Origin of the sequence: Thermogemmatispora onikobensis (assembly GCF_001748285.1) — a bacterium.
GTDB lineage: Bacteria > Chloroflexota > Ktedonobacteria > Ktedonobacterales > Ktedonobacteraceae > Thermogemmatispora > Thermogemmatispora onikobensis.
This window is the reverse complement of the sequence record NZ_BDGT01000005.1, coordinates 34361-53585: the sequence shown is the minus strand read 5'-3', so window position 1 is coordinate 53585 and position 19225 is coordinate 34361. Positions and strand designations below refer to the sequence as shown.

The following is a 19225-nucleotide window of genomic DNA, read 5'->3' as shown; positions in this document are numbered from 1 at the left end:
CGCCCCTGAAAGGAGGGAACGTCTTTTCTCATGTATTACGGCAGCATATTGGAAACAGTAGGCAACACCCCCCTGATTGAACTGAAGAGCTTTAGCCCACGCCCGCGTGTGCGCATCTTCGCCAAGATGGAAGGCTCCAATCCTTCGGGGAGCATCAAGGATCGCATCGCCCTCAAGATGATCGAGGATGCCGAGGCCCGTGGCCTGCTCAAGCCGGACTCGATCTTGCTGGAGCCGACCAGCGGCAACACAGGCGTGGCTCTGGCCTTGATCGCCACGATGAAAGGCTACCGCTTCACAGCGGTGGTCTCGGAGAAGGGGACACAGGATAAGCGGCGCATGCTGGAGCTCTACGGGGCCACAGTGATTACTTCGCCGGGCGCGGCGGGCAGCAACGGCGCCATCCGCCTGGCTCAGGAGATCGCGCGAGATGATCCGCGCTACGTGATGCTCTTCCAATACGGGAACGAGGCCAATCCCGCCGCCCATTATGAGACCACCGGGGTGGAGCTGCTGCGCGATCTGCCCGATGTCAGCGTGGTGGTGGCTGGCCTCGGCTCCGGCGGCACCCTGACCGGCATCGGGCGCCGCCTCAAAGAACACAACCCGACCATCCGCATCATCGGGGCCGAGCCGGTCCAGGGTGACAGCATCCAGGGTCTGCGCAACCTGGCCGATGGCTTCGTTCCCCCGGTGCTGGATCTAGGCGTCATCGATGAGCGCCTGCTGGTCTCCAGTCAACAAGCCTGGGAGCGCACGCGACAGCTCAAGGAGCAAGAAGGGATCTTTGCCGGCCCGTCGAGCGGGGCCGTGCTGGACGTGGCTCTGCGCGTGGCTGAGCACATGGAAGAAGGTAAGATTGTGATCATCCTGGCCGACGGCGGCTGGAAGTACCTGAGCGAGCCACGCTGGCTCGTGCAGCCCGCCGGTCAGAGCGAGCATACTACCATCTCCCTGCAACCTTCGCTCTGCTGAGGTGGGACGCCCCTCCGCTGGCGTCCCCCTCCCCCTCCTCCTCCTCCTCCTCCTCCCTCTTCTCTTCCCTCGCCCGCCTCCTGTTGCCTGTTCCGCCGTGTTCCAGCGGGCAGGCTCGCTGGCTCCCCTCGCTGCCTTCCTCTCACGAGGGCCGACTACCCGGCTGGGACAGGCTGCGACTGCGCGCCGCATCCTCGCCGCGAGGCGCGGAGCGTCCATCGACGGCGGCGGGGAAGAGAATGGTGACCGTCGTGCCCTCACCCAGCCGACTATCCAGGCGAATCTTGCCGCCCTGGGCCTCCACCAGCTCGCGCGTGATGGCCAGTCCCAGACCACTGCCACCAGGCCGGCGGCCCGTTCGACTGCGGGCCGGGTCGGCGCGGAAGAAGCGTTCAAAGACATGCGGCAGGGCCTCGGGAGGAATCCCTTCGCCCGTATCGCGCACGCTCAGCAGGACCAGACCCCCGCTGGCGGGACTGGCCTGCAGCTCGACTGTCCCCTCAGCAGGCGTATATTTCAAGGCATTATCGACAATATTGAGCAGGGCCTGACGCAGGCGATCCTTATCGCCCACCAGGGCCGGCGTCCCCGGGGCCACGCTCCAACGCAAGATCTGGCCGCGCGCCAGATGCTCCGCCTGCTCACAGACGGTCGCCAGCATATCCTCAGCCCGGATCAATTCGCGCCGCATCTCCAGGCGACCCGCATCAAGCCGCGTCAGCACCAGCAAATCCTCGACCATGCGCTGCAGACGCTGGACCTCGGCATACATGCCGCGCGCCAGGCGCCGCGCCGCCTCCAGATCGCCACGATCTGCCCCCAGCAGCAACATCTCCAGACTCCCGCTGAGGGCTGTCAGCGGCGTGCGCAGCTCGTGAGAGACATCCGAAACGAAGCGCTTCTGACGCTGGAAAGCCTCCTCCAGCCGCGCCACCATTTGATTGAAGGAGTGGGCCAGGCGCCCGATCTCGTCATCCGTCGGCGGCGGATCAATGCGCATCGACAGATCGCCCCGGGCAATGCGCTGGCTGGTGCGCTCGATCTCGACCAGCGGATGCAGGGCCACGCTCACCAGCGGATAGATCAGGGCCGTGGCCAGGCCCAGCAGCACCACCACGCCCATAAAGAGCGTCAGATGCAGCGTCGTCAAAAAGTCATCGATCGGCGTCGTCGAGGTGCTGATCTGCAGAATGCCCAGTGTATGGTCACGAAAAGTATCGACCAGCGGCAGGAAGACCACCAGCTGCGGCTGCCCATTGGCGCCCTTGAGCACCAGATAGGGCGGATGCTGGTCGCTGCGCAGCAGCGCTAATCGCACCTGGGAGGGCGGCACACTGATGGGCTGCAAGGCAAAGGGGGAAGTGCTGCCCGGCACCAGGACCGTGCCGTCGCTGGCCAGAATGGCGGCGTTGGTGCTGGGACTCACCAGGCGGAAGGCCAGGGTCGAGGCGGTATAGAGAAAGTCCGCCGACGGCTTCTCCGGCGGCAGAAAGGTGTACGAGAGACGGAACGGATGATCCTGGTTGCCTTTCATGATGCCCTTGATGGCCACCTGAGCCTCGTTGCAGAGCACATCAACCTGATTGGAGAGCAGGTCTTGCTCCGCAATCAGCGAGATGACCACTCCGAGCGAGCCGAGCAGGAGGGTCAAGAGGCCAAGGGAGACCAGCACCAGGCGCCAGCGAATCGGCACGTGGCGTAAGAGTCGCTGCAGAAGATTGGCGCGCTTCTTCATGCTTTAGCCTCGCAGGGTATAGCCAATACCCCGCACCGTTTGCAGCAAGCGTGGCGGATTGTCGTGCAGCTTCTCGCGCAGATGGCGGACGTAGACCTCGACAATGTTGTCGTCGCCGACGTAGTCATAGCCCCAGACGCGCGAGAGAATGGTGTCGCGCGAGAGGACCTGACGCGGATGCATCAGGAACAGCTCTAGCAGGCTGAACTCGCGCGGCGTCAGGTCGATTGGCTCGCCGCGCAGGGTGACGGTATGAGTCCCACGATCAAGGGTGATGTCCTGGAACGAGAGTATGTCGGCGACGTTGTTGCCATGACGGCGCAGCACGGCCCGCGTGCGCGCCATCAGCTCGCGAAAGGCGAAGGGCTTGGTCAGGTAGTCGTCGGCGCCGCAGTCCAGGCCGGCCACGCGGTCGTCAACCTCGTCGCGGGCCGTGAGCATGATGATTGGGATGTCATGGCTGCGCCGCAGCTGGCGCGTGACTTCCAGGCCATCGCAGCCGGGCAGCATGATGTCAAGAATGATGATGTCCGGCTGATGCTGCGTGGCCATGCGCACCGCCTCCGGCCCGCTGGTGGCCACCAGCACCTGAAAGCCTTCATAGACAAAACCCATCTGTAGAAAATCAATGATCTGCGGCTCGTCATCGACAATTAATACGGATGGCTGCTTGTTCTTGCTTCCGTTATGCTCCTTGTTACTCGCTAGCATACTGAAATCCTGTGCCCTATCGTATCGGTACAAACGCAAATGCAGACCTGCTCTCTGCTGCTACTACTACTGCTACTACTACTGCTGGATGCTGCGGCTTCTCTCTTTCTATACGCTCAGCGGGGCCAAAAAGGTGAAGCTGTCAGGCGGTCGACTGGCCCCCTGGGGATAGTGAACAATGCCTGCATGGTATATAGCAAGCCCGGCTGAAAATTTGCTGAATGACCGACCCCTCCCCACTTTTTGCCCCCTGCGGCGAGTGCTCAGCCCTTTTTTCTCACGGCCAGCGCCCGCGGTCAGCGCGCCAGCAGAGCCGCTGGAGGCGCCATTTCAGCGAATTTTCAGGCTCGCTGCGGCCTTTTTTCAGCCCCAGGTGGCAAGATGGATGGCAGTTTCACCAGAGCAATGCTTGCCTTATCGAAAGCTGTGCTCATTCTCGTGCCAATCCGGCTGCCCTACCATACTGACGCAGGCCGACCTCATTTATCGGCTGTTTGCTGATAGAAAAGGAAAGCAGAGACAATCTCTGAAGAATGGATAGGATACACGTATGACTACTATTAGCCTGCCTTCAACGAGCAATGCCGGGCGAGTGCTCCCGTCGCGGGCTGCGCTCCCACCCGGTCGTCTGTTTGCCAGCTTGCAGCGCGGAGCCCGGCGGACGCCGGGCAAGGCTCTGCTCGTTGAGGCCGAGAGTGGAAACGAGCTGAGCTACAGGCAGGCGCTGGCGGGCCTGGCCCTTCTGCAGCGACTCTTTGGTCCACCGCCTCAGCGCATCATGCTCGCCCTGCCGGGCGGCCTGCTCACCGGCCTGGTCTGGCTGACAGCCCTCAGCAGCGGCTACGATCTGATTCCTGTGCCGCCAGCGGCCAGCGCCGACGAGGCCCGCCGTTTGCTCGAACGGCAGCGCCCGAGCATTCTCTGCGCTGCCGACGAGGGAGAAAGCGCCTGGAGCGCACAGCTCTTGTCGCCTGGGCAGCGTCTTTTCACAGCCTCACAGCTTGCTGAGCATGTGAGCCATGCCCCGGAGCCGGAGCAGGCCCTGAGTGTCCGCGAGGGGCGAGTCTATCTCAGCACCTCTGGCAGTACGGGCGAGCCGAAGTGGCTGGCCCTCAGCGAGCGCCAGATCGCCTGGACTGCCGAGCAGGTGCGCCGCAGCCACGCCCTGACCAGCGTCGACCGCGGTCTGACCACCCTGCCGTTCTTCCACATTAATGCGCCCGTTGTCAGTCTCTGCGCCTCGCTGCTGGCCGGGGCCACACTCATCGTGGCCCCGCGCTTCAGCCGCCGCCGCTTCTGGTCGTGGGTGGAGCGCTACGAAGCTACCTGGATCAGCGTTGTGCCCACCATCGTGGCCCTGCTGCTCGAAAACGAGGAGCAGCCCGCTTTTCTGCCGGGTCGGCTGCGCTTCGCGCGCAGCGCTTCGGCCCCGCTGCCGCCGGCCAACCTGCGCGCCTTTGAAGAGCGCTTTGGCATCCCGCTGATTGAGACCTACGGGCTGTCAGAGGCCGGCAGCCAGGTCGCGGCTAATCCCCTGCCGCCGGCCCCTCACAAGCCCGGCTCGGTGGGCCATCCAACTGGCGTCGCCATGCGCATCTGTCTGCCGCGGGATCAGGCCGTGGCTCAGGGCCTGGACGAGTCCGTACTCTATGACCTGCCACCGGGCGCAGTGGGTGAGATCTGCATCGCCGGCCCCAACGTCATCAGCGCCTACGAGGACGGCGCCGGCGCCTCCTCCTTCCAGCAGGGCTGGTTCCGCACCGGCGACCTGGGCTACTTCGACGAGGACGGCTATCTCTTCATCAAGGGACGGCTGCGCGAAGTTATCAACCGCGGCGGCGAGAACATCGCCCCCCGCGAGATCGAAGAGACCCTCCAGGAACACCAGGCAGTGCGCGAGGTTGCCGTCGTTGGACGCCCTGATCCGCTCTATGGTGAGGTCGTGGTCGCCTACCTGAGCCTGCAGGAGGGCCGCCAGCTCAGCGTCGAGGAGTTGCGCCGCTACGCCCGCCAGCGCCTCAGCCCGCCGCGCGTCCCCGTCGATTTCCTGATCCTGCCCGAACTGCCACGCAACGCCACCGGCAAGATCGACCGCCGCCTGCTACGCACGCGCGAGCAAGCGCGTGGCGAGCTCCAGCAGATTGCCAGGGAGGAGGCCAGTCGTCAACCTTGAGCCAGACCAGTACCAGCCTCAGCAGCAGCGTTCGTCGTGCTAGCGACAGCCCCGGCCCCAGAGCCGGCAGCGGGAAGCGACCGCATGTCTACGAGCTAGATCCCTTGCGCGCCTGCACGGCCCTCAGCGTTATCGCGGTGCATGTCCTGGCGGCCACCGCCTTCCTCAATGGGAACGGGCCAGGCTATGCCATCCAGAACGCCTTTCTCGTGGCCTTCCACTTCACGCGCGAGATCTTCATGTTCGTCACGGCCTTCGCCCTCGTCTATGTCTACAACGGGCGCCGCTTCCCGCTTGGGCAATTCTGGAGAAAGCGCAGCCTGGGCGTCATCTTCCCTTACGTCTTCTGGAGCCTGGTCTATGTTGTCGTTAACACGCATCCCAGCTCCTGGAGCACCTTTTTCAAGACGGCCCTCTTCGATGTGGCCACCGGCAACGCCTCCTATCAGCTCTACTACATTCTGCTCACCATCCAGTTCTACCTGATCTTCCCGCTCTTCATGGGCCTGCTCAAGCGCTGGCAGCGCCATCCCTGGCTGCTCTTGTTCGGCAGCTTCGCGCTGCAGGTCCTGCTCTTCTACGTCGACTACCATACGGTACAGCGTAGCAGCGATCCCTTCTGGCACACAGTGGCTGTCTATCAAGACCGCTTCGTTCTGATGTACCAGTTTTACTTTGTGCTAGGCGGGCTGGCAGCTCTCTACTTCGAACGGGTGCGCGCCTTCGTGCTGCGTCACGCTCGTCTGATTATCATTCTCTTTGTGCTGACTTTACTGGCGCTCTGGGTTCATTTTGCCGAGCAGATCAGCGTTTATCGCGAGCCAATGGGCTACGCCACTTCTGTCCTGCAGCCGAGTATGGTATTCTATAGCGTAGCGGTTATCGGCCTGGCTCTCTGGCTCTGCAGTCGCTGGGCGATTGGTTTTGCGGATCTCCCGGGTCGGGAGGTGAGCAAGCGTCTGAGCGTGCGCTTCTGGGCACTCTGCTCGGATGCCTCCTTTGGCGTCTACCTGATCCATGTCTTGATCCTCAACCAACTGCGTGGCAGCCTGCTCTCACTCCTGCCAGGAAGCTGGCCCGTCGCCCTGCGCGTCGTCCTGCTCTGGTCTGCCGTAGCCATACTCTCACTGGCGATCAGCAGCGCGCTGATGTATACACCCTGGCTGAGCCGCCTGGTAGGGCGCGCAGGACCGCGGCCTCGCAGCACTGGCAGCCACCAGAGTCAGAGGCAAGGGGGCCAAGCCGAGGCCCTGCCCGACGCTGGCAGAAGGCAGCCCGCTCCAACACCAACACCAACAGCAGCGACGATCGCCCTTGTGCCGGCAGTCTCGCAGACCGGCCCCGCAGATGCCGCTGGCGCCTCCGCGCCTCAAGATCTCCGGTCTGGAGCACTGGCTCGCTATGAGCAACAAGCACAACATAAGAACCATTGTCCTGATAGTGCTGGTCCTGGCCTGTCTGATGGGCGCCACGCTCTATAGTCTGCGCGGCTCCCTCGGCCTGCGCCGGAGCGTGGCCTCGCCGCTGGCGCTTCAGCCTCACCGCAACGAGCAGCAGGAGCCGCTGACGAGCCGGCGCCTGACACCGGCTCCTACGGCAAGCGCTTCCCTGCTCGCGCCGGCCCTGCCCGGCCTCAACTACCTGGGCTTCACTGCGCACCTCTTCTCGCAGGGGGGCAACAGCCTGGTCTACTATCTGTATGTCCCCCAGCCGCTCAATCCTCAGCAGCGCTACCCGCTGGTGCTGCTCCTCCACGGAGGAGGAGAGCGCAGCCGGCCCAATTATACCGCCGCCCAGAATGAGCAGCTCCTGCTCAATCAGTCATACGTGCGTGTCTGGAGCAGCGACTATCAGGGACCGGCCAACCCGCACATCCAGCAACGCTGGCCCTGCTTCGTGCTGGTCCCGCAGATGAAACAGGGGCAGCAATGGGTCAACGTCCCCATTCACGGCGGCTCCTATCACCAGCCAGCTCAGCCAAGCATCCCGCTCCAGCTGACGAAGGCCCTGCTCGACCGAGTGCTGCACGCCTATGCCAACAACATTGACCGCACGCGCCTCTATGTCACGGGCCTTTCGAACGGTGGCTACGGGACCTGGGACGCCATTGAGCGCTGGCCGGATCTCTTCGCCGCCGCGGCCCCCATCGCCGGCGCTGGCGACCCCTCGCTGGCTGCGCGCATCAAGAGTCTGCCGATCTGGGCCTTCCACGGCTCCGCCGATCCAGTAGTGCCCGTCAGCGGCTCGCGCGACATGATTGCGGCCCTGCGCGCTGCCGGAGGCCAGCCACGCTATACCGAGTTCGCCGGCGCCGGGCATGGCGTCTGGGGCTACGTCTACTCGCTGGAGAATAGCCCCTTGCGCGTCAGCGACTTCTTCCCCTGGCTCTTCTCACAGCACCGCTGAGCTGCGAGCGGGCCAGGGATGGCTGAGACGCCTCCACCTGATCCTGCTCGATGCCTGCCGGCTGGAACGGTCCTTGCGTCCCCTTCAGCGAGAGACATATAATGTTTACAGATGATAGGGAGACCGAGAGATAGCTGAAGCTGAAGAGGAACGAAGGAGCAGGGGCGAGAGCGGACACAGGTGGCGCGAGCGAGCGTCTCCCGTCTTGCTTCTCATGCGTTCACTCGCTGCTTCGCGCAAGGGCGCGCGGACAGCGTGTTACATTGTAGTAAGGAGAGAACAATGACGACCCAGCCACAGCAGCAAGAGCGACCGCAGCCACGCATCGTCAAATTCTACGAAACCACTCTGCGTGATGGAGAGCAGACCCCCGGCGTCAATTACTTCCCCGAAGAGAAGCTGGAGATCGCCCGGGCCCTGGCCGACATGGGTTTCGATACCCTGGACGTCGGCTTTCCGGTCTCCTCCCCGAGCGAATTTGAGGCGGTGCGCCTGATCGCCTCGCAGGTCGAGAACGCCGAGATCTGCGCCATCGCCCGCGCTGTCAAGGGTGATATCGACGCTGCCTGGGAGGCCGTCAAAGTGGCCGCCCACCCGGCGATCGAGCCGTTCATCAGCGTCTCCCCTATTCATCGCCAGGTCAAGCTGGGCAAGAGCCGCCAGGAAGTGCTGGAGATGGCGCGCACCGCCGTGGCCTATGCCCGCAGCCTGACCGAGACCGTCGACTTCGCCCTCGAAGACACAACACGCACCGAGCACGATTTCATTCTGGAGGTCTGCGAGGCCATCCTTAAAGAGGGCGTGCGCTTCGTCACGATCTGCGACACCGTGGGCTACGCCCTGCCCTGGGAATTCGGCCAACTCATCGCCGATCTCAAGCGCGAGTTTCCGACGATCCGCATCTCGGCCCACTGTCATGACGACCTGGGCCTGGCCGTGGCCAACGCCCTGGAGGGCCTGCGCAACGGCGCGGAGCGCGTCGATACCTCCTTTAACGGCCTGGGCGAGCGCGCCGGCAACGCCGCCACCGAGGAGGTGGTCATGGCGATCCGCACACGCTCGGCGGACCTGGGTCTCGACGTGCGCGTCGATACGACCAGGATTATCCCTACCAGCCGCCTGATCGCCAAATACTCGGGCATGCAGCCCCAATGGACCAAGGCCATCGTTGGTCAGAACGCTTTCAGCCACGGCGGCGGCATCCATCAGGATGGCGTGCTCAAGGATGCTCGCACCTATGAGATCATGACCCCCGAGTCGATTGGCCTGAGCGCCAACGAGCGCCGCATCCGCATGGGAAAGCTCTCGGGCCGCGCCGCCCTCGCTGCCCAGATGCGCGAGCTGGGCTACACCCTCGAACACGAGCAGCTCAACCGCGCCTTTGAGATGGCTAAGCTGCTGCTCGGCAAGAAGCGCGAGCTGGAGGAGCTGGACCTGCGCTACATCGCCGAGACAGCTATGAAGTAGTTCCACCCCGCCGCGCCGCCTTCTCGGGCGGCGCCTTTTTCCCCCTTGCGTATTGTTGATTTTCTGGATAAACTAAATCATGTAATGGGTTGTATGAACGAACGCCGACGGGTCTGTGCGTGATCAGAGAGTCAGGGCGCCCGGCCCGCCGGCCTGGAAGAGGCCAAGCCAGAGGAGAGAATCATGAGCGCTGGAGAACATCACGAGCATGCCCACCATCCAGCAGAGCACGAGCATCATGAGCATCATGAGCACAACGGGGCGGCCTGTGGGCCGGGCTACGCCTCGCCCGAAGAGGCGACCAGGGCGCCACGGGAGCAGGTGCTCTATACCATTGCCCTGCACGTTGGCACCGGCGTTGAAGCTCCCGACTACCTGGCCACCATCGACGTTGATCCCGACTCGCCCACCTATTCGCAGGTGATTCATCGCACCATCATGCCCTACGTCGGCGATGAGCTGCATCACTTTGGCTGGAACGCCTGCAGCTCCTGCCACGGCGACGCCCACAAGTCGCGGCGCTTCCTGGTGATCCCGGGCAACCGTTCCAGTCGCATCTACATCGTCGACACCCAGGACGAGCGGGCCCCTCGGCTGCACAACGTCATTGAGCCGGAAGAAATCAAGGCCAAGACCAACCTGAGCGCCCCACATACCGTGCACTGCCTGCCCGACGGCCATGTCATGATCTCGATGCTGGGCGACGGCGAGGGTAACGGCCCTGGCGGCTTCCTGCTCCTCGACGAGGAGTTCCGCATCGCCGGGCGCTGGGAGCAGAAAGCCGACGCCATGCGCTTCAACTACGACTTCTGGTATCAGCCGCGTCACAACGTCATGGTCAGCAGCGAGTGGGGAGCGCCGAAGACCTACTTCGACGGTTTCAATCTAGAGGATGTCCAGGCCGGCAAATACGGACGCCAGATTCATTTCTGGGACTGGCAGCGCCATGAGATCGTCCAGAGCGTCGACCTGGGCGAAAAAGGGCTGATCCCGCTGGAAGTGCGCTTTTATCACAATCCCGACAGCACGCATGGCTTCGTCGGCGCCGCCCTCAGCAGCGTCATCTGGCACTGGGAGCGCGTGAACGGGAGCTGGCAGGTGCAGCCGGTGATCGAGGTCCCAGCGATTGAACTGGAGGGCTGGCCCTTCCCCGTTCCCTCGCTCATCACCGACCTGCTGGTCTCGATGGACGACCGCTACCTGTATTTCTCGAACTGGCTGCACGGCGACATCCGCCAGTACGATATCAGCGATCCGGCCCATCCACGCCTGACCGGCCAGGTCTGGTGCGGCGGCCTGCTCGGCAAGGCTCAGCCGGTTAAAGGCCACGAGCTGGTCGGCGGACCACAGATGCTGCAGCTGAGTCTGGACGGGCGCCGGCTCTACGTGACGAACTCGCTCTACAGCAGCTGGGATAACCAGTTCTACCCCGAGCTGGCCAGGCGCGGCTCCTACCTGCTGCAGATCGACTGTGATCCCGAGCACGGCGGCATGAAGATCAACGAGAACTTTTACGTTGACTTCGGTCAGGAGCCAGCCGGACCGGCCCGCGCGCACGAGATGCGCTATCCAGGCGGCGACTGCACCTCAGACATCTGGATCTAATCCGCCCAAGGCGGCAACTGTCCTTTCTTCTTTCCCTCTCTCTGCGAGGAGGCGGGCCCGTGTGGGACAAAGTACCCCATCCTATCCCACGCGGCCCCGCCTCACCGGCTTCTATCAGGCCTCTCCCAAGGCGCTAGCGCAGCTCACGCCAGAGCGAGGCGGCCAGGATGACAGGCAGAGCCACCACCAGGAGGACAGCATGCAGCGGCGCCAGACCCACAGGTAGCAGCAACAGGAGCACAAACAGCAGAACCACCCCACTCAGAATAAGTGGGTCGCCCACCAGAAACTGGTACAAGGCCCGCAGCGGCTTAAGCAGTCGCGGCAGCATTAGCGGTCTCCCTTCTCTGGCAGGCCGGCAGGGCTGAAGCCCGGGACAGCACGCCGGCGGGCCAGGCTCCTGAGCCAGAGCACGAGCAGGGCGGAGCAGAGCAAGTAGAAGGCGGCCAGCACCAGCAGGAAGGCATCCTCTAGCGGCCAGTTGACGCCCAAACCCTCACCGCTCCAGAAAGTGCCAAAGGTGGTCAGCATGATGCCAACCAGAAACTTGAGCGTATTCTCCGGGACGCGCTTGAGCGGGGTCTGCAGCAACAGCCCGATCAGCACCACCAACAGCCCGGCAGCGCCAGCCCCCAGGGTCGCGGTGCCGAGGGCGCAGCCAGCGCTGCAGCTGGGAGTGAGGGCGCTACTGCCAAAGGAGATCACGATAAAGGCCACCTCCAGCCCCTCCAGTAAGACAGTCTTGTAGGAGAGCGCCACGCCAAACGGCTCTAGACGAGAACGCGGTCCTTCCCCGCGCGCCCGCATAGCCGCCATCTGTTCCTCGAAGATGGCCTCCTCATCGTGCAACGGCTTGAGGCCGCTATAGCGTAGAATAGCCTTCTTGAGCCACTTGAGGCCAAAAAGAATCAGCAGAATGCCAATTACGAGGCGCAGCAGGGCGAGCGGAATCCAGTAGACGAGGGCCAGGCCCAGAGCGCCCACCAGCAGGGCCAGTGTGGCGGCGGCAGCAGCAGCCCCAACCAGCGAGCTGCGCCAGTTTATGGTCAATCCCACAACGAGCACAATGGTGAAGGCTTCGACAAATTCGACCGCCGAGGCCAGGAAGGCAGCGGTCAGAATCGCCCAGGCCATAGAGAGCTATTCCCCTTTCTGTCTCAAGAACACGGATGAGAGCAGCCCTCGCCCTCACACGCTCAGGCAAGGGAAGGGCAAACTCGCCTCGCGGTCACCGATCGCTCCTGGGTTGTCTGCTGGACACACAGCCCATCCCTGAGCCGAGCGAAGCGACAGGGGCGCATATGGGCAGAGGAGATGAATAGACGGATGCGCCACCGAGCGAGCTTTCCTCCTTGATTATAGGCATGATGCGACTGCTCTGGCAAGCAGAGGGATGAGCAATTGTAGTAGACGCAACCTATAACGTTATGTTATCATTGAGAAGCCTGTATCCATTCATCTGATGGATTGATTGATCTCTTGTGAGAAGCTGGAAAGGAGCTTAAACCGATGAGCTGGGACCCCAACCAGGGTGGGCAGGTACCGCAGCAGCCGACGCCCCCCCCAAACCCTTATGAGACACCTGTGTCGCCCACACCACCGCCTGCCAATCCGTATCAGCCGCCTGTCAATCCCTACGGGCCTGGGCCTCAACCCTCAACGAACCCGTATATGCCCCCGACTTCCTACGGCTGGCAACCCGGTACCTACCCGCCGCCAGTCATGGCCGCGCCGCTGCCGTTGGGCCAGGCCCTGCGCGAGCTGCCAGGCCAGTACCTGCGCGTGGCCTCGCGCCCATCAGCGGAGACATTTGCGCAGGAGCTGGGAAAGGCTTCCTGGGATATCATTTGGGTGCAGCTTCTGGGATTCGCAGCGCTGTTCGCCATTATTACCTTCTTTACCAGGCTGGCCACCAGTGCTCTGCTCGTGAGCATTCTTCCCAGCGCCTACATCTCCCTGATAGCCTCGGCCAACGTTGCCAGCTCGCTGCTCTCTTCGCTGATCTACTTTGTCTCACTGATTGGTGGCTTCTTCATTCTTCAAGGGCTGATCTACCTGCTGGCCAAAGCCTTCAACGGGCAGGGCAACTTTCTGCAGCAATGCTACAGCGGCATGCTCGCCTATGGACCGTTATTGACCATTCTCCTTGCCGGTAGCATCATTGGGATCATTCCTTTCGTCAATATTCTCGTCTTGATTGTGGAGCTGATTGCCTCCATTTATGCCATTGTTCTGCTGGTTTTTGCGACGATGGGCAGCCAGCGCCTGCCGGGTGGCCCGGCGAGCGCAGCGGTGTTGATCCCCGTCGGCGGCCTCATGTTGCTGGCCTGCTGTGGCCTCCTAGGGCTGGTAGCGCTCATTGCCGCCGCAGTCAGGACCTCCTACTAAGCCAGGAGAGCCAGGAAAGCGAGCCGGCGAGAAGAGGCCAGCGAGAGTGAGTGAAGGAGATTGGTCAGGACGTTTCTCCAGAATCGCTCAAGATCGACGAGGCCGGTCCCCGATCCGGCCAGCAGCGGTCGACAGGCAGCCCGGCACATGCTATTATGCCACGATGGGCTGGGCTGTTCTGTAGTGGACAGGGCAAGCACGCGAGTAGGGCCCAAAGAAGAGAGGGGTTCTCTCCCGGACCCGGAGGTCCGTCTCTTCGTCAGCCCATCGTGCTCGCTTTGTCTACTGCCTGGATGAAAGACAGCTCCGCCTCAGCGAACGCTTGACGAGCAGGAGAGACAAAGGCTGTGGATACACTGATCGGCTCGGTAATCGGGGGATACACTATCAAGCAGCTTCTCGGCAGCGGCGGCATGGGCACCGTTTACCTGGCCGAGGACCCTATGATTGGCCAGCAGGTCGCGATTAAGGTGGTGCGCGCCGAGGCCAGCGACTTCCTCGAGGCTGAGAAAGCGCTTGAGCGCTTCAAACAGGAAGCGCGCGCTGTGGCGAGCCTGGATCATTTGCATATTCTGCCGCTCTATCGCTATGGAGAGGAAGAGACCGAGCTGGGCCGGCGCGCCTATATGGTGATGCAGTATCGCCCAGAAGGCTCGCTCTGGGACTGGCTGCGTCGCCGGGCAGGTCTGGCCTCCCAGCAGTCGCTCAGCCGCGTTCCTCAGCTGCCACCAGGTCTGCCCTCGGCCTGGCCTTTGACTCTGAGCGAGGCCGAAGACTACCTCCAGCAGGCGGCTTCCGCCCTGCAGTACGCTCATGATCGCGGCATCGTTCACCGCGATATCAAGCCGGCGAATTTCTTGCTGCGAATCGAAGGCGGGCCGCGCGTGCATCTGCTGCTCTCGGACTTCGGCCTGGCCAAGTTTTTTTCTTTTAGCTCGGCCACCAGCCACATTTTTGGAACGCCGCTCTACATGGCCCCCGAGCAGTTCGGCGGCGAAGCGCGCCCCGAAAGCGATCAGTATGCGCTGGCGGTCATGCTCTATTTGCTACTGACCGGGCACACGCCCTTTGAAGGCGATCCGGCCCAGTTGATGCATCAGCATCTGCATCGGGAGCCGCCCCCTCTACGCTCCTTCAACCCGGCTCTGCCAGAAGAGCTGGAGCTGGTTTTCGCACGTGCGCTGGCGAAAGACCCACAGGAGCGCTATCCTTCGGTCGGAGCTTTTGCGGCGGCCTTCGCCCATGCCGCCCATAGCCGTCCTTCGCCGCTGCAGCCGCGCCTGGGGCTGCCGACTAAAGGGGGACCCGTTGGTGAAGCCGATGCCGCCGGTACCTTGCTGCTGCGGGAGTCGCCCGATCCTGCCTTGCCCGCGACCAGACTGGCGGCGGAGAAGATTGAGCAGCTCAAGCTGCCGCGCGGCGGTCAGCCACTGGCGCTGGGTGGCCTTCCGGGAGGCGCTCCGTCGCCTCAGAGCCTGCAACAACGTCAGGAAGCGGCCTCAGCTCCAACCGTTTTCGCTCCTTCGACCTTGCCAGCCTCTTCCCCAACCCCCGGCTCCCCTCCTCCTGTGCTGCCTCAACCGCTGGCAGGTGCATCCTCGCGGAAGAAAGGCCAGTTTCGCCTACCTGCTCCGCACCAGCCGGTTGGGCCAGAGCGGCGGCCTGGCGAGAAGATGAGCAGGCGGCGCGTCCTGGCATTGATGGCCGCTGGAGCGGTTGGCGCGGGCATTGTGGGCACCAGCCTCTATCTTCTACTGAATAGTCGTCCGGCCCAGGCTCTGGCCGTGCTACAGGGACATCAAGACAGCGTCACCAGCCTGGCCTGGTCCCCAGATGGAGCGCACCTCGTCTCGGGATCGCGCGATCAAACGGCGCGTCTCTGGCTGGCGAGCGAGGCCCGCCCAGTGCTGACCTACAGTCTGCAGGCTACCCCCATTCTGGCAGTGGCCTGGAGCGCCGACGGGACGCTGCTGGCCTCGGGCGGCGAGAATCACTCGGTACAGATTTGGACGACGAGCGGGGCCTTACAGCAGACGTTCAATGATCTGGGGGCCCCGGTGAGTGCCCTGGCCTGGACCGAGCGGCGCGATGTTCTCCTGGCCGGCACACTTGGCAATGGTGGTCACGAGCTGCTTTTAAGCGGCCAGACGACGCGCAGCTTGCTGAAGGCCCGTATTCGGGCTTTAGCACTCGCTCCGGGTGGCGAAACCCTGGCGCTGGCGCTCGATAGCGGCCTGGTGGCGACGCTCAGCCTGAGCAGCCGGCGCCTCTTGCAAAGCTACCACCGCCACCGCGGCGCCGCCCTGAGCGTGGCCTGGTCTCCGGACGGCACGCAGCTGGCCTCGGGTGGCGCAGATCACCAGGTGGTGATTTGGGACAGCGTTTCGGGCGTCGTTCAAGAGCACCTGACCCACCCAGCGGCGGTCAATGGGCTGGCCTGGGACCCAACAACGCCAGGCCGCCTGGCTACCGCTTGTAGCGATGGGCGCGTGCGCGTCTGGACGCTCTCCAGCAATGGCGCGACGGTCTACAGCGGCCATCACGGCAGCGTCACCGCTGTGGCCTGGAGCCAGCAGGGGCTGGCCTCCGCTTCCACGGATCACACCGTGATTCTGTGGCGCGTCACAGGCTAGGAGACGCCTGTGACGGGGCAGTCCGCCAGGCTGAGTACCAGGTTAGCCACTGACTGCCTTGACTCTGCAGTCTGGTTGGTTGTCCTGGCAGGGTTCCACCAGGCGCTTCACCAGGCCCCGGTGAGGTCCTGCCAGGCCTCCCCGATAGCCTTCAGTCAGTGCTGGCTGTAAGGCCCCGCGAGGCTTTGAACCCGGCCAGGGGAGCTGCAGGCGCTACCACAGATTGTCCCCAACCAGGTCGGGGAGCTTGTGTAAGCGACCATCGGCGGAGACCGCCATGATTTCCAATTGCAGGGGCAAGCAGAAAAAGTTGATCTCACGACAGCCTGCGGCTAAGGCCGGATAGCCAGCCAGGGCGAGCTGTTCCTCCAGTCGAATTCGAAGAGCCGATCGACTCGAATGACTTCGCCATTGCTATTTTAACCCACCTGCCTCGCCAAAGGCCAGGCTGCTCCAACGTGGTCCCATGCCTTGATGCTGGTGAGCGGCTCATAGTGCAAGGATAGCGATTTCTAAGTGGAGCAAAATATTACATAATTATGTGCCTCTTAATGGTTCATAGATAGCATAATTCATATATGTCAAACGGTGATAATGATAGCCGAGCGCTATGAGCTGCTGCAGTCTGAGATCCTGAGGTGAGTCAATGGGGAAGACATAGTCAGGAGGAGACTGGGCCGCCTGGACCAGGTGGCTATAGGGGGGATAACGATTAAGGCCAGGTTGCAACCCGGCATCAAGGACACTGCATATAATGCGCTCAGTGCTCTGAAAAGCGATCCGGTCACAGGTCCAATAGTCGGTGTAGATACGTGTAGCACCTCGTCTCAGAAGAAAGTTCATCAAAGCTTGTTGCTCGTTATTCAGCTTTTGAACATCAGGCGCCTGAGCTAGAAGCTGGCCGCTTCCCCACCACCAGGCAACTGCAACCGTAAACACTATCAACATTGCCCCGAGCCGAGCAGCCTGAAAAAGAGGCTTGCAGAGCAAGCGTTTAGAGGGTAGGAAGGCTAGACGCCAGAGCGGGAAAAGCAAGGCAGGAATGCTGATGATAAGACCTACCAGGTATCGAGATGAAGGCCAGGGAGTAAGCGCTGCTTGAGGAAAAAGACAAAAGAGAAAAAGGGTGCCGCCAGCGCCTCCCAGAATCATGAGCCTGGCTCCCTCCACACATCTGGTCTGAAGAGCACCAGGCTCGGCTTTCACGTCTACTTGCCGTAAGCGCCACCAGGAGAAAAGGGCCTGGCCGGTCGCAAGGCCCCAGAGTAGAAGATAGCCCAGGGACCAGATCCCATGAAACACAGTGCAAAGCTGAGCTTGGGGATCAGCCCGCAATGGCCAGGCGCGGCTCGGTCCCAGCGTACACAGAGCATTGCCTCCTGTGGCTAAAGGCAAACTCACTAACAGCGCCCCGGCAACTTGTAAGGGCAACGAAGCTTGAAGTGCCACGCCTTCAGATGGCGGCTTGCTGCCCGACGCAATAGGGGGATAAGCAGGTTCGCGATAGCCTGGTCCAAGTAAAGATAGAGCCGATGGCGAGGGAGGAACAGTAAGCTTATAGGCAATCTCGGGACTCAGACCCAGCAATAGGCCAGCAACTAACAGGAGGCAGAGCAGCGGTGATTTGAGCTGCTGGTGATAGCCCTGAAGGATGAAAAGAAAAGCAGTTCCTACAAAAGGGAGCACGAGCGGGTCGCTCCAGATGCTCACACCGGCCAGAAAGCCCCATAGACTAAGAGCTATTCCATCACGGAGTTTCGACGATTTCTGATTCACGCTGTGCCTCTGGCGACCAAAAACAAGCCAGCAGCTTACCAGCAATAGCAGAGAGCAAAAAAAGAGAACATCAGGCGCCCCTCCGGCTGCCTCAAGCTCCCTAAAGAGCACTTCGCCAGGACCGGCCCCAACTATCAGAAGAGTAGCCAACGCCAATGGTTTGTTATAAATCAGGCTAGTCAGTAAATAGATCTGTATCAGAAAAAAGCAAAAGAGCAGCAGGACACTTAAGCGCAGAGTCAGGACTGAGGGTCCCCAGAGGTGGAAAAAGAAGGCGGCCAGGTAGGCATCAATGGGAGCTAAATAGTCCTGACCATAGAAGACCAGCGGATGAGCACCTTGATAGGCAATGTGGAGAGCCATGAGACCCATTGTCCCTTCGTCGCTATCAAGGGATGGCCAGCCCAGCAGGATCAGATAGAAGCGCAGTAGAGAGGAGAGCAGAATGACGATACACGCCGCAATATGATATTTGTCACAAAGTCTGCTTATCTTCAAAACCACACCTCGCATTGCCCTGGCCCCAGAGGGAAGTCCTCTACACAGAGGACCTCCCTGGAAACCTACCTGGGCGGACTCTTAGGCGTACTGCTCTGGGCATCTGCAGCCAGGCTATAGAGGCTGCCTTGGTAGACAAAGTATGCTTCGGTGTGACAGGAATAATTCTCAAGGCTGAGTTCTCGCAACACACGACGTCAGACGGACAAGCGAGAACACATTAAAATAGCCTCCGCTGCTTGCCAAAGGGCTAGCTGTAGCAGAGTAGGACGGGGCTGCTTCACGAAGAGCATCATTGGTCAGGACGGCATGAACAGCAGAGGCCTTTGCTGTAGAGAAAAAAAGAGGAGATAGTAGCAGCAAGAGTAACGCCAGACAAAGAAGCATCGGTCCGCGCTTCAGCATCTCGAGGTTCCCTCCTTCCTTTTACTGGAAGCAATTGCTGCTGAGCATCTTTATGCTCATTGATACTCAGACAAATGATAACACAAAAAAATCATTCTTGTAAATATATGGAAGGATGAATAAAAGTGCCTGGCTTAGATTTTTCCATTCATCTTTTGAAGCGGCAGCATCGCGGGAAACATCAATCAATGAGATAAGCAGCAAGACCGCTTGTACTAAGCTCTTCTCCAAGAACTTGCCAGGCTCTCCTGCGGGCCTGGCGCCCTCCCGGATCACCCGCTCATGTCCCGAGTGCTCCTGGTACTTCCTAGCCTCTGGATTGAAGCGACTTCATACAGGGGATATACTGATCGTGTTGAGGAAGATTCCTTACACACACCTCCCTGCCAGTCCCCACCACCGCCATCACGGCGCACGGGCAGAGCAGGGCCAGATTTTCTTGTGAGGAAGGTT

Annotated in this window: 13 protein-coding genes; 8 read left to right on the top strand and 5 right to left on the bottom strand. The window is 61.7% G+C overall.

Features of this window, described 5'->3' with window-relative positions; genetic code table 11:
• The first annotated feature begins 30 nt into the window (after window positions 1-30).
• Window positions 31-975 carry a PLP-dependent cysteine synthase family protein gene (locus tag BGC09_RS03515; protein ID WP_069802161.1) on the top strand — a complete coding sequence of 315 codons (945 nt, stop codon included), beginning with the start codon at window positions 31-33 and terminating at the stop codon, window positions 973-975.
• Between the two features lie 142 nt (window positions 976-1117).
• Here the strand turns inward: BGC09_RS03515 and BGC09_RS03510 are convergent, their stop codons facing one another.
• Both BGC09_RS03510 and BGC09_RS03505 read right to left on the bottom strand, forming a co-directional pair.
• Window positions 1118-2710: a sensor histidine kinase gene (locus tag BGC09_RS03510; RefSeq protein WP_069802159.1), complete on the bottom strand. Its 1593-nt coding sequence runs from the start codon at window positions 2708-2710 to the stop codon at window positions 1118-1120.
• A 3-nt stretch (window positions 2711-2713) separates the two neighbouring features.
• Window positions 2714-3421 (bottom strand): response regulator transcription factor, encoded by a 708-nt coding sequence (locus tag BGC09_RS03505; protein WP_069802157.1) that lies wholly within the window; start codon window positions 3419-3421, stop codon window positions 2714-2716.
• A 550-nt stretch (window positions 3422-3971) separates the two neighbouring features.
• Between BGC09_RS03505 and BGC09_RS03500 the strand changes: the two genes are divergently transcribed.
• The 5 genes from BGC09_RS03500 to BGC09_RS03480 all read left to right on the top strand — a co-directional run bounded on the left by BGC09_RS03500 (window position 3972) and on the right by BGC09_RS03480 (window position 11072).
• The gene (locus BGC09_RS03500; protein WP_069802156.1) at window positions 3972-5594 is read left to right on the top strand and encodes an AMP-binding protein; all 1623 of its coding nucleotides are present in this window, start codon (window positions 3972-3974) and stop codon (window positions 5592-5594) included.
• A complete protein-coding gene (locus BGC09_RS03495; RefSeq protein WP_069802155.1) occupies window positions 5591-7075 on the top strand; it encodes an acyltransferase in 1485 nt (494 codons plus the stop codon). The genes BGC09_RS03500 and BGC09_RS03495 overlap by 4 nt, the downstream gene beginning before the upstream one ends.
• The gene (locus BGC09_RS03490) at window positions 6996-8000 is read left to right on the top strand and encodes a carboxylesterase family protein (protein WP_218103949.1); all 1005 of its coding nucleotides are present in this window, start codon (window positions 6996-6998) and stop codon (window positions 7998-8000) included. Before BGC09_RS03495 ends, BGC09_RS03490 begins: the two co-directional genes overlap by 80 nt.
• A 282-nt stretch (window positions 8001-8282) precedes the next feature.
• Window positions 8283-9467: a 2-isopropylmalate synthase gene (locus BGC09_RS03485; protein WP_069802153.1), complete on the top strand. Its 1185-nt coding sequence runs from the start codon at window positions 8283-8285 to the stop codon at window positions 9465-9467.
• A gap of 183 nt (window positions 9468-9650) precedes the next feature.
• Window positions 9651-11072: a selenium-binding family protein gene (locus BGC09_RS03480; protein ID WP_069802151.1), complete on the top strand. Its 1422-nt coding sequence runs from the start codon at window positions 9651-9653 to the stop codon at window positions 11070-11072.
• A 133-nt stretch (window positions 11073-11205) separates the two neighbouring features.
• Here the strand turns inward: BGC09_RS03480 and BGC09_RS03475 are convergent, their stop codons facing one another.
• Complete coding sequence (locus BGC09_RS03475) at window positions 11206-11403, bottom strand: hypothetical protein (RefSeq protein WP_069802150.1); 198 nt, start codon at window positions 11401-11403, stop codon at window positions 11206-11208.
• Window positions 11403-12206: a COG4280 domain-containing protein gene (locus tag BGC09_RS03470; protein ID WP_069802148.1), complete on the bottom strand. Its 804-nt coding sequence runs from the start codon at window positions 12204-12206 to the stop codon at window positions 11403-11405. Before BGC09_RS03470 ends, BGC09_RS03475 begins: the two co-directional genes overlap by 1 nt.
• A 375-nt stretch (window positions 12207-12581) precedes the next feature.
• Between BGC09_RS03470 and BGC09_RS03465 the strand changes: the two genes are divergently transcribed.
• Together BGC09_RS03465 and BGC09_RS03460 are read left to right on the top strand one after the other, a co-directional pair.
• The gene (locus tag BGC09_RS03465) at window positions 12582-13460 is read left to right on the top strand and encodes a Yip1 family protein (RefSeq protein WP_069802146.1); all 879 of its coding nucleotides are present in this window, start codon (window positions 12582-12584) and stop codon (window positions 13458-13460) included.
• 347 nt (window positions 13461-13807) lie between these two features.
• Window positions 13808-16093: a WD40 repeat domain-containing serine/threonine protein kinase gene (locus tag BGC09_RS03460; protein ID WP_069802144.1), complete on the top strand. Its 2286-nt coding sequence runs from the start codon at window positions 13808-13810 to the stop codon at window positions 16091-16093.
• A gap of 537 nt (window positions 16094-16630) precedes the next feature.
• Here the strand turns inward: BGC09_RS03460 and BGC09_RS03455 are convergent.
• Window positions 16631-18367, bottom strand: a complete 1737-nt coding sequence (locus BGC09_RS03455) for a hypothetical protein (RefSeq protein ID WP_141727616.1) — start codon at window positions 18365-18367, stop codon at window positions 16631-16633.
• Window positions 18368-19225: the final 858 nt, after the last annotated feature.

What these genes read in the sequence shown, in the direction of transcription:
- BGC09_RS03515 (WP_069802161.1), top strand. Translation starts at nt 31, where the DNA reads ATGTATTACGGCAGCATATTGGAAACAGTAGGCAACACCCCCCTGATT.
- BGC09_RS03510 (WP_069802159.1), bottom strand. Translation starts at nt 2,710, where the DNA reads ATGAAGAAGCGCGCCAATCTTCTGCAGCGACTCTTACGCCACGTGCCG.
- BGC09_RS03505 (WP_069802157.1), bottom strand. Translation starts at nt 3,421, where the DNA reads ATGCTAGCGAGTAACAAGGAGCATAACGGAAGCAAGAACAAGCAGCCA.
- BGC09_RS03500 (WP_069802156.1), top strand. Translation starts at nt 3,972, where the DNA reads ATGACTACTATTAGCCTGCCTTCAACGAGCAATGCCGGGCGAGTGCTC.
- BGC09_RS03490 (WP_218103949.1), top strand. Translation starts at nt 6,996, where the DNA reads ATGAGCAACAAGCACAACATAAGAACCATTGTCCTGATAGTGCTGGTC.
- BGC09_RS03485 (WP_069802153.1), top strand. Translation starts at nt 8,283, where the DNA reads ATGACGACCCAGCCACAGCAGCAAGAGCGACCGCAGCCACGCATCGTC.
- BGC09_RS03480 (WP_069802151.1), top strand. Translation starts at nt 9,651, where the DNA reads ATGAGCGCTGGAGAACATCACGAGCATGCCCACCATCCAGCAGAGCAC.
- BGC09_RS03475 (WP_069802150.1), bottom strand. Translation starts at nt 11,403, where the DNA reads ATGCTGCCGCGACTGCTTAAGCCGCTGCGGGCCTTGTACCAGTTTCTG.
- BGC09_RS03470 (WP_069802148.1), bottom strand. Translation starts at nt 12,206, where the DNA reads ATGGCCTGGGCGATTCTGACCGCTGCCTTCCTGGCCTCGGCGGTCGAA.
- BGC09_RS03465 (WP_069802146.1), top strand. Translation starts at nt 12,582, where the DNA reads ATGAGCTGGGACCCCAACCAGGGTGGGCAGGTACCGCAGCAGCCGACG.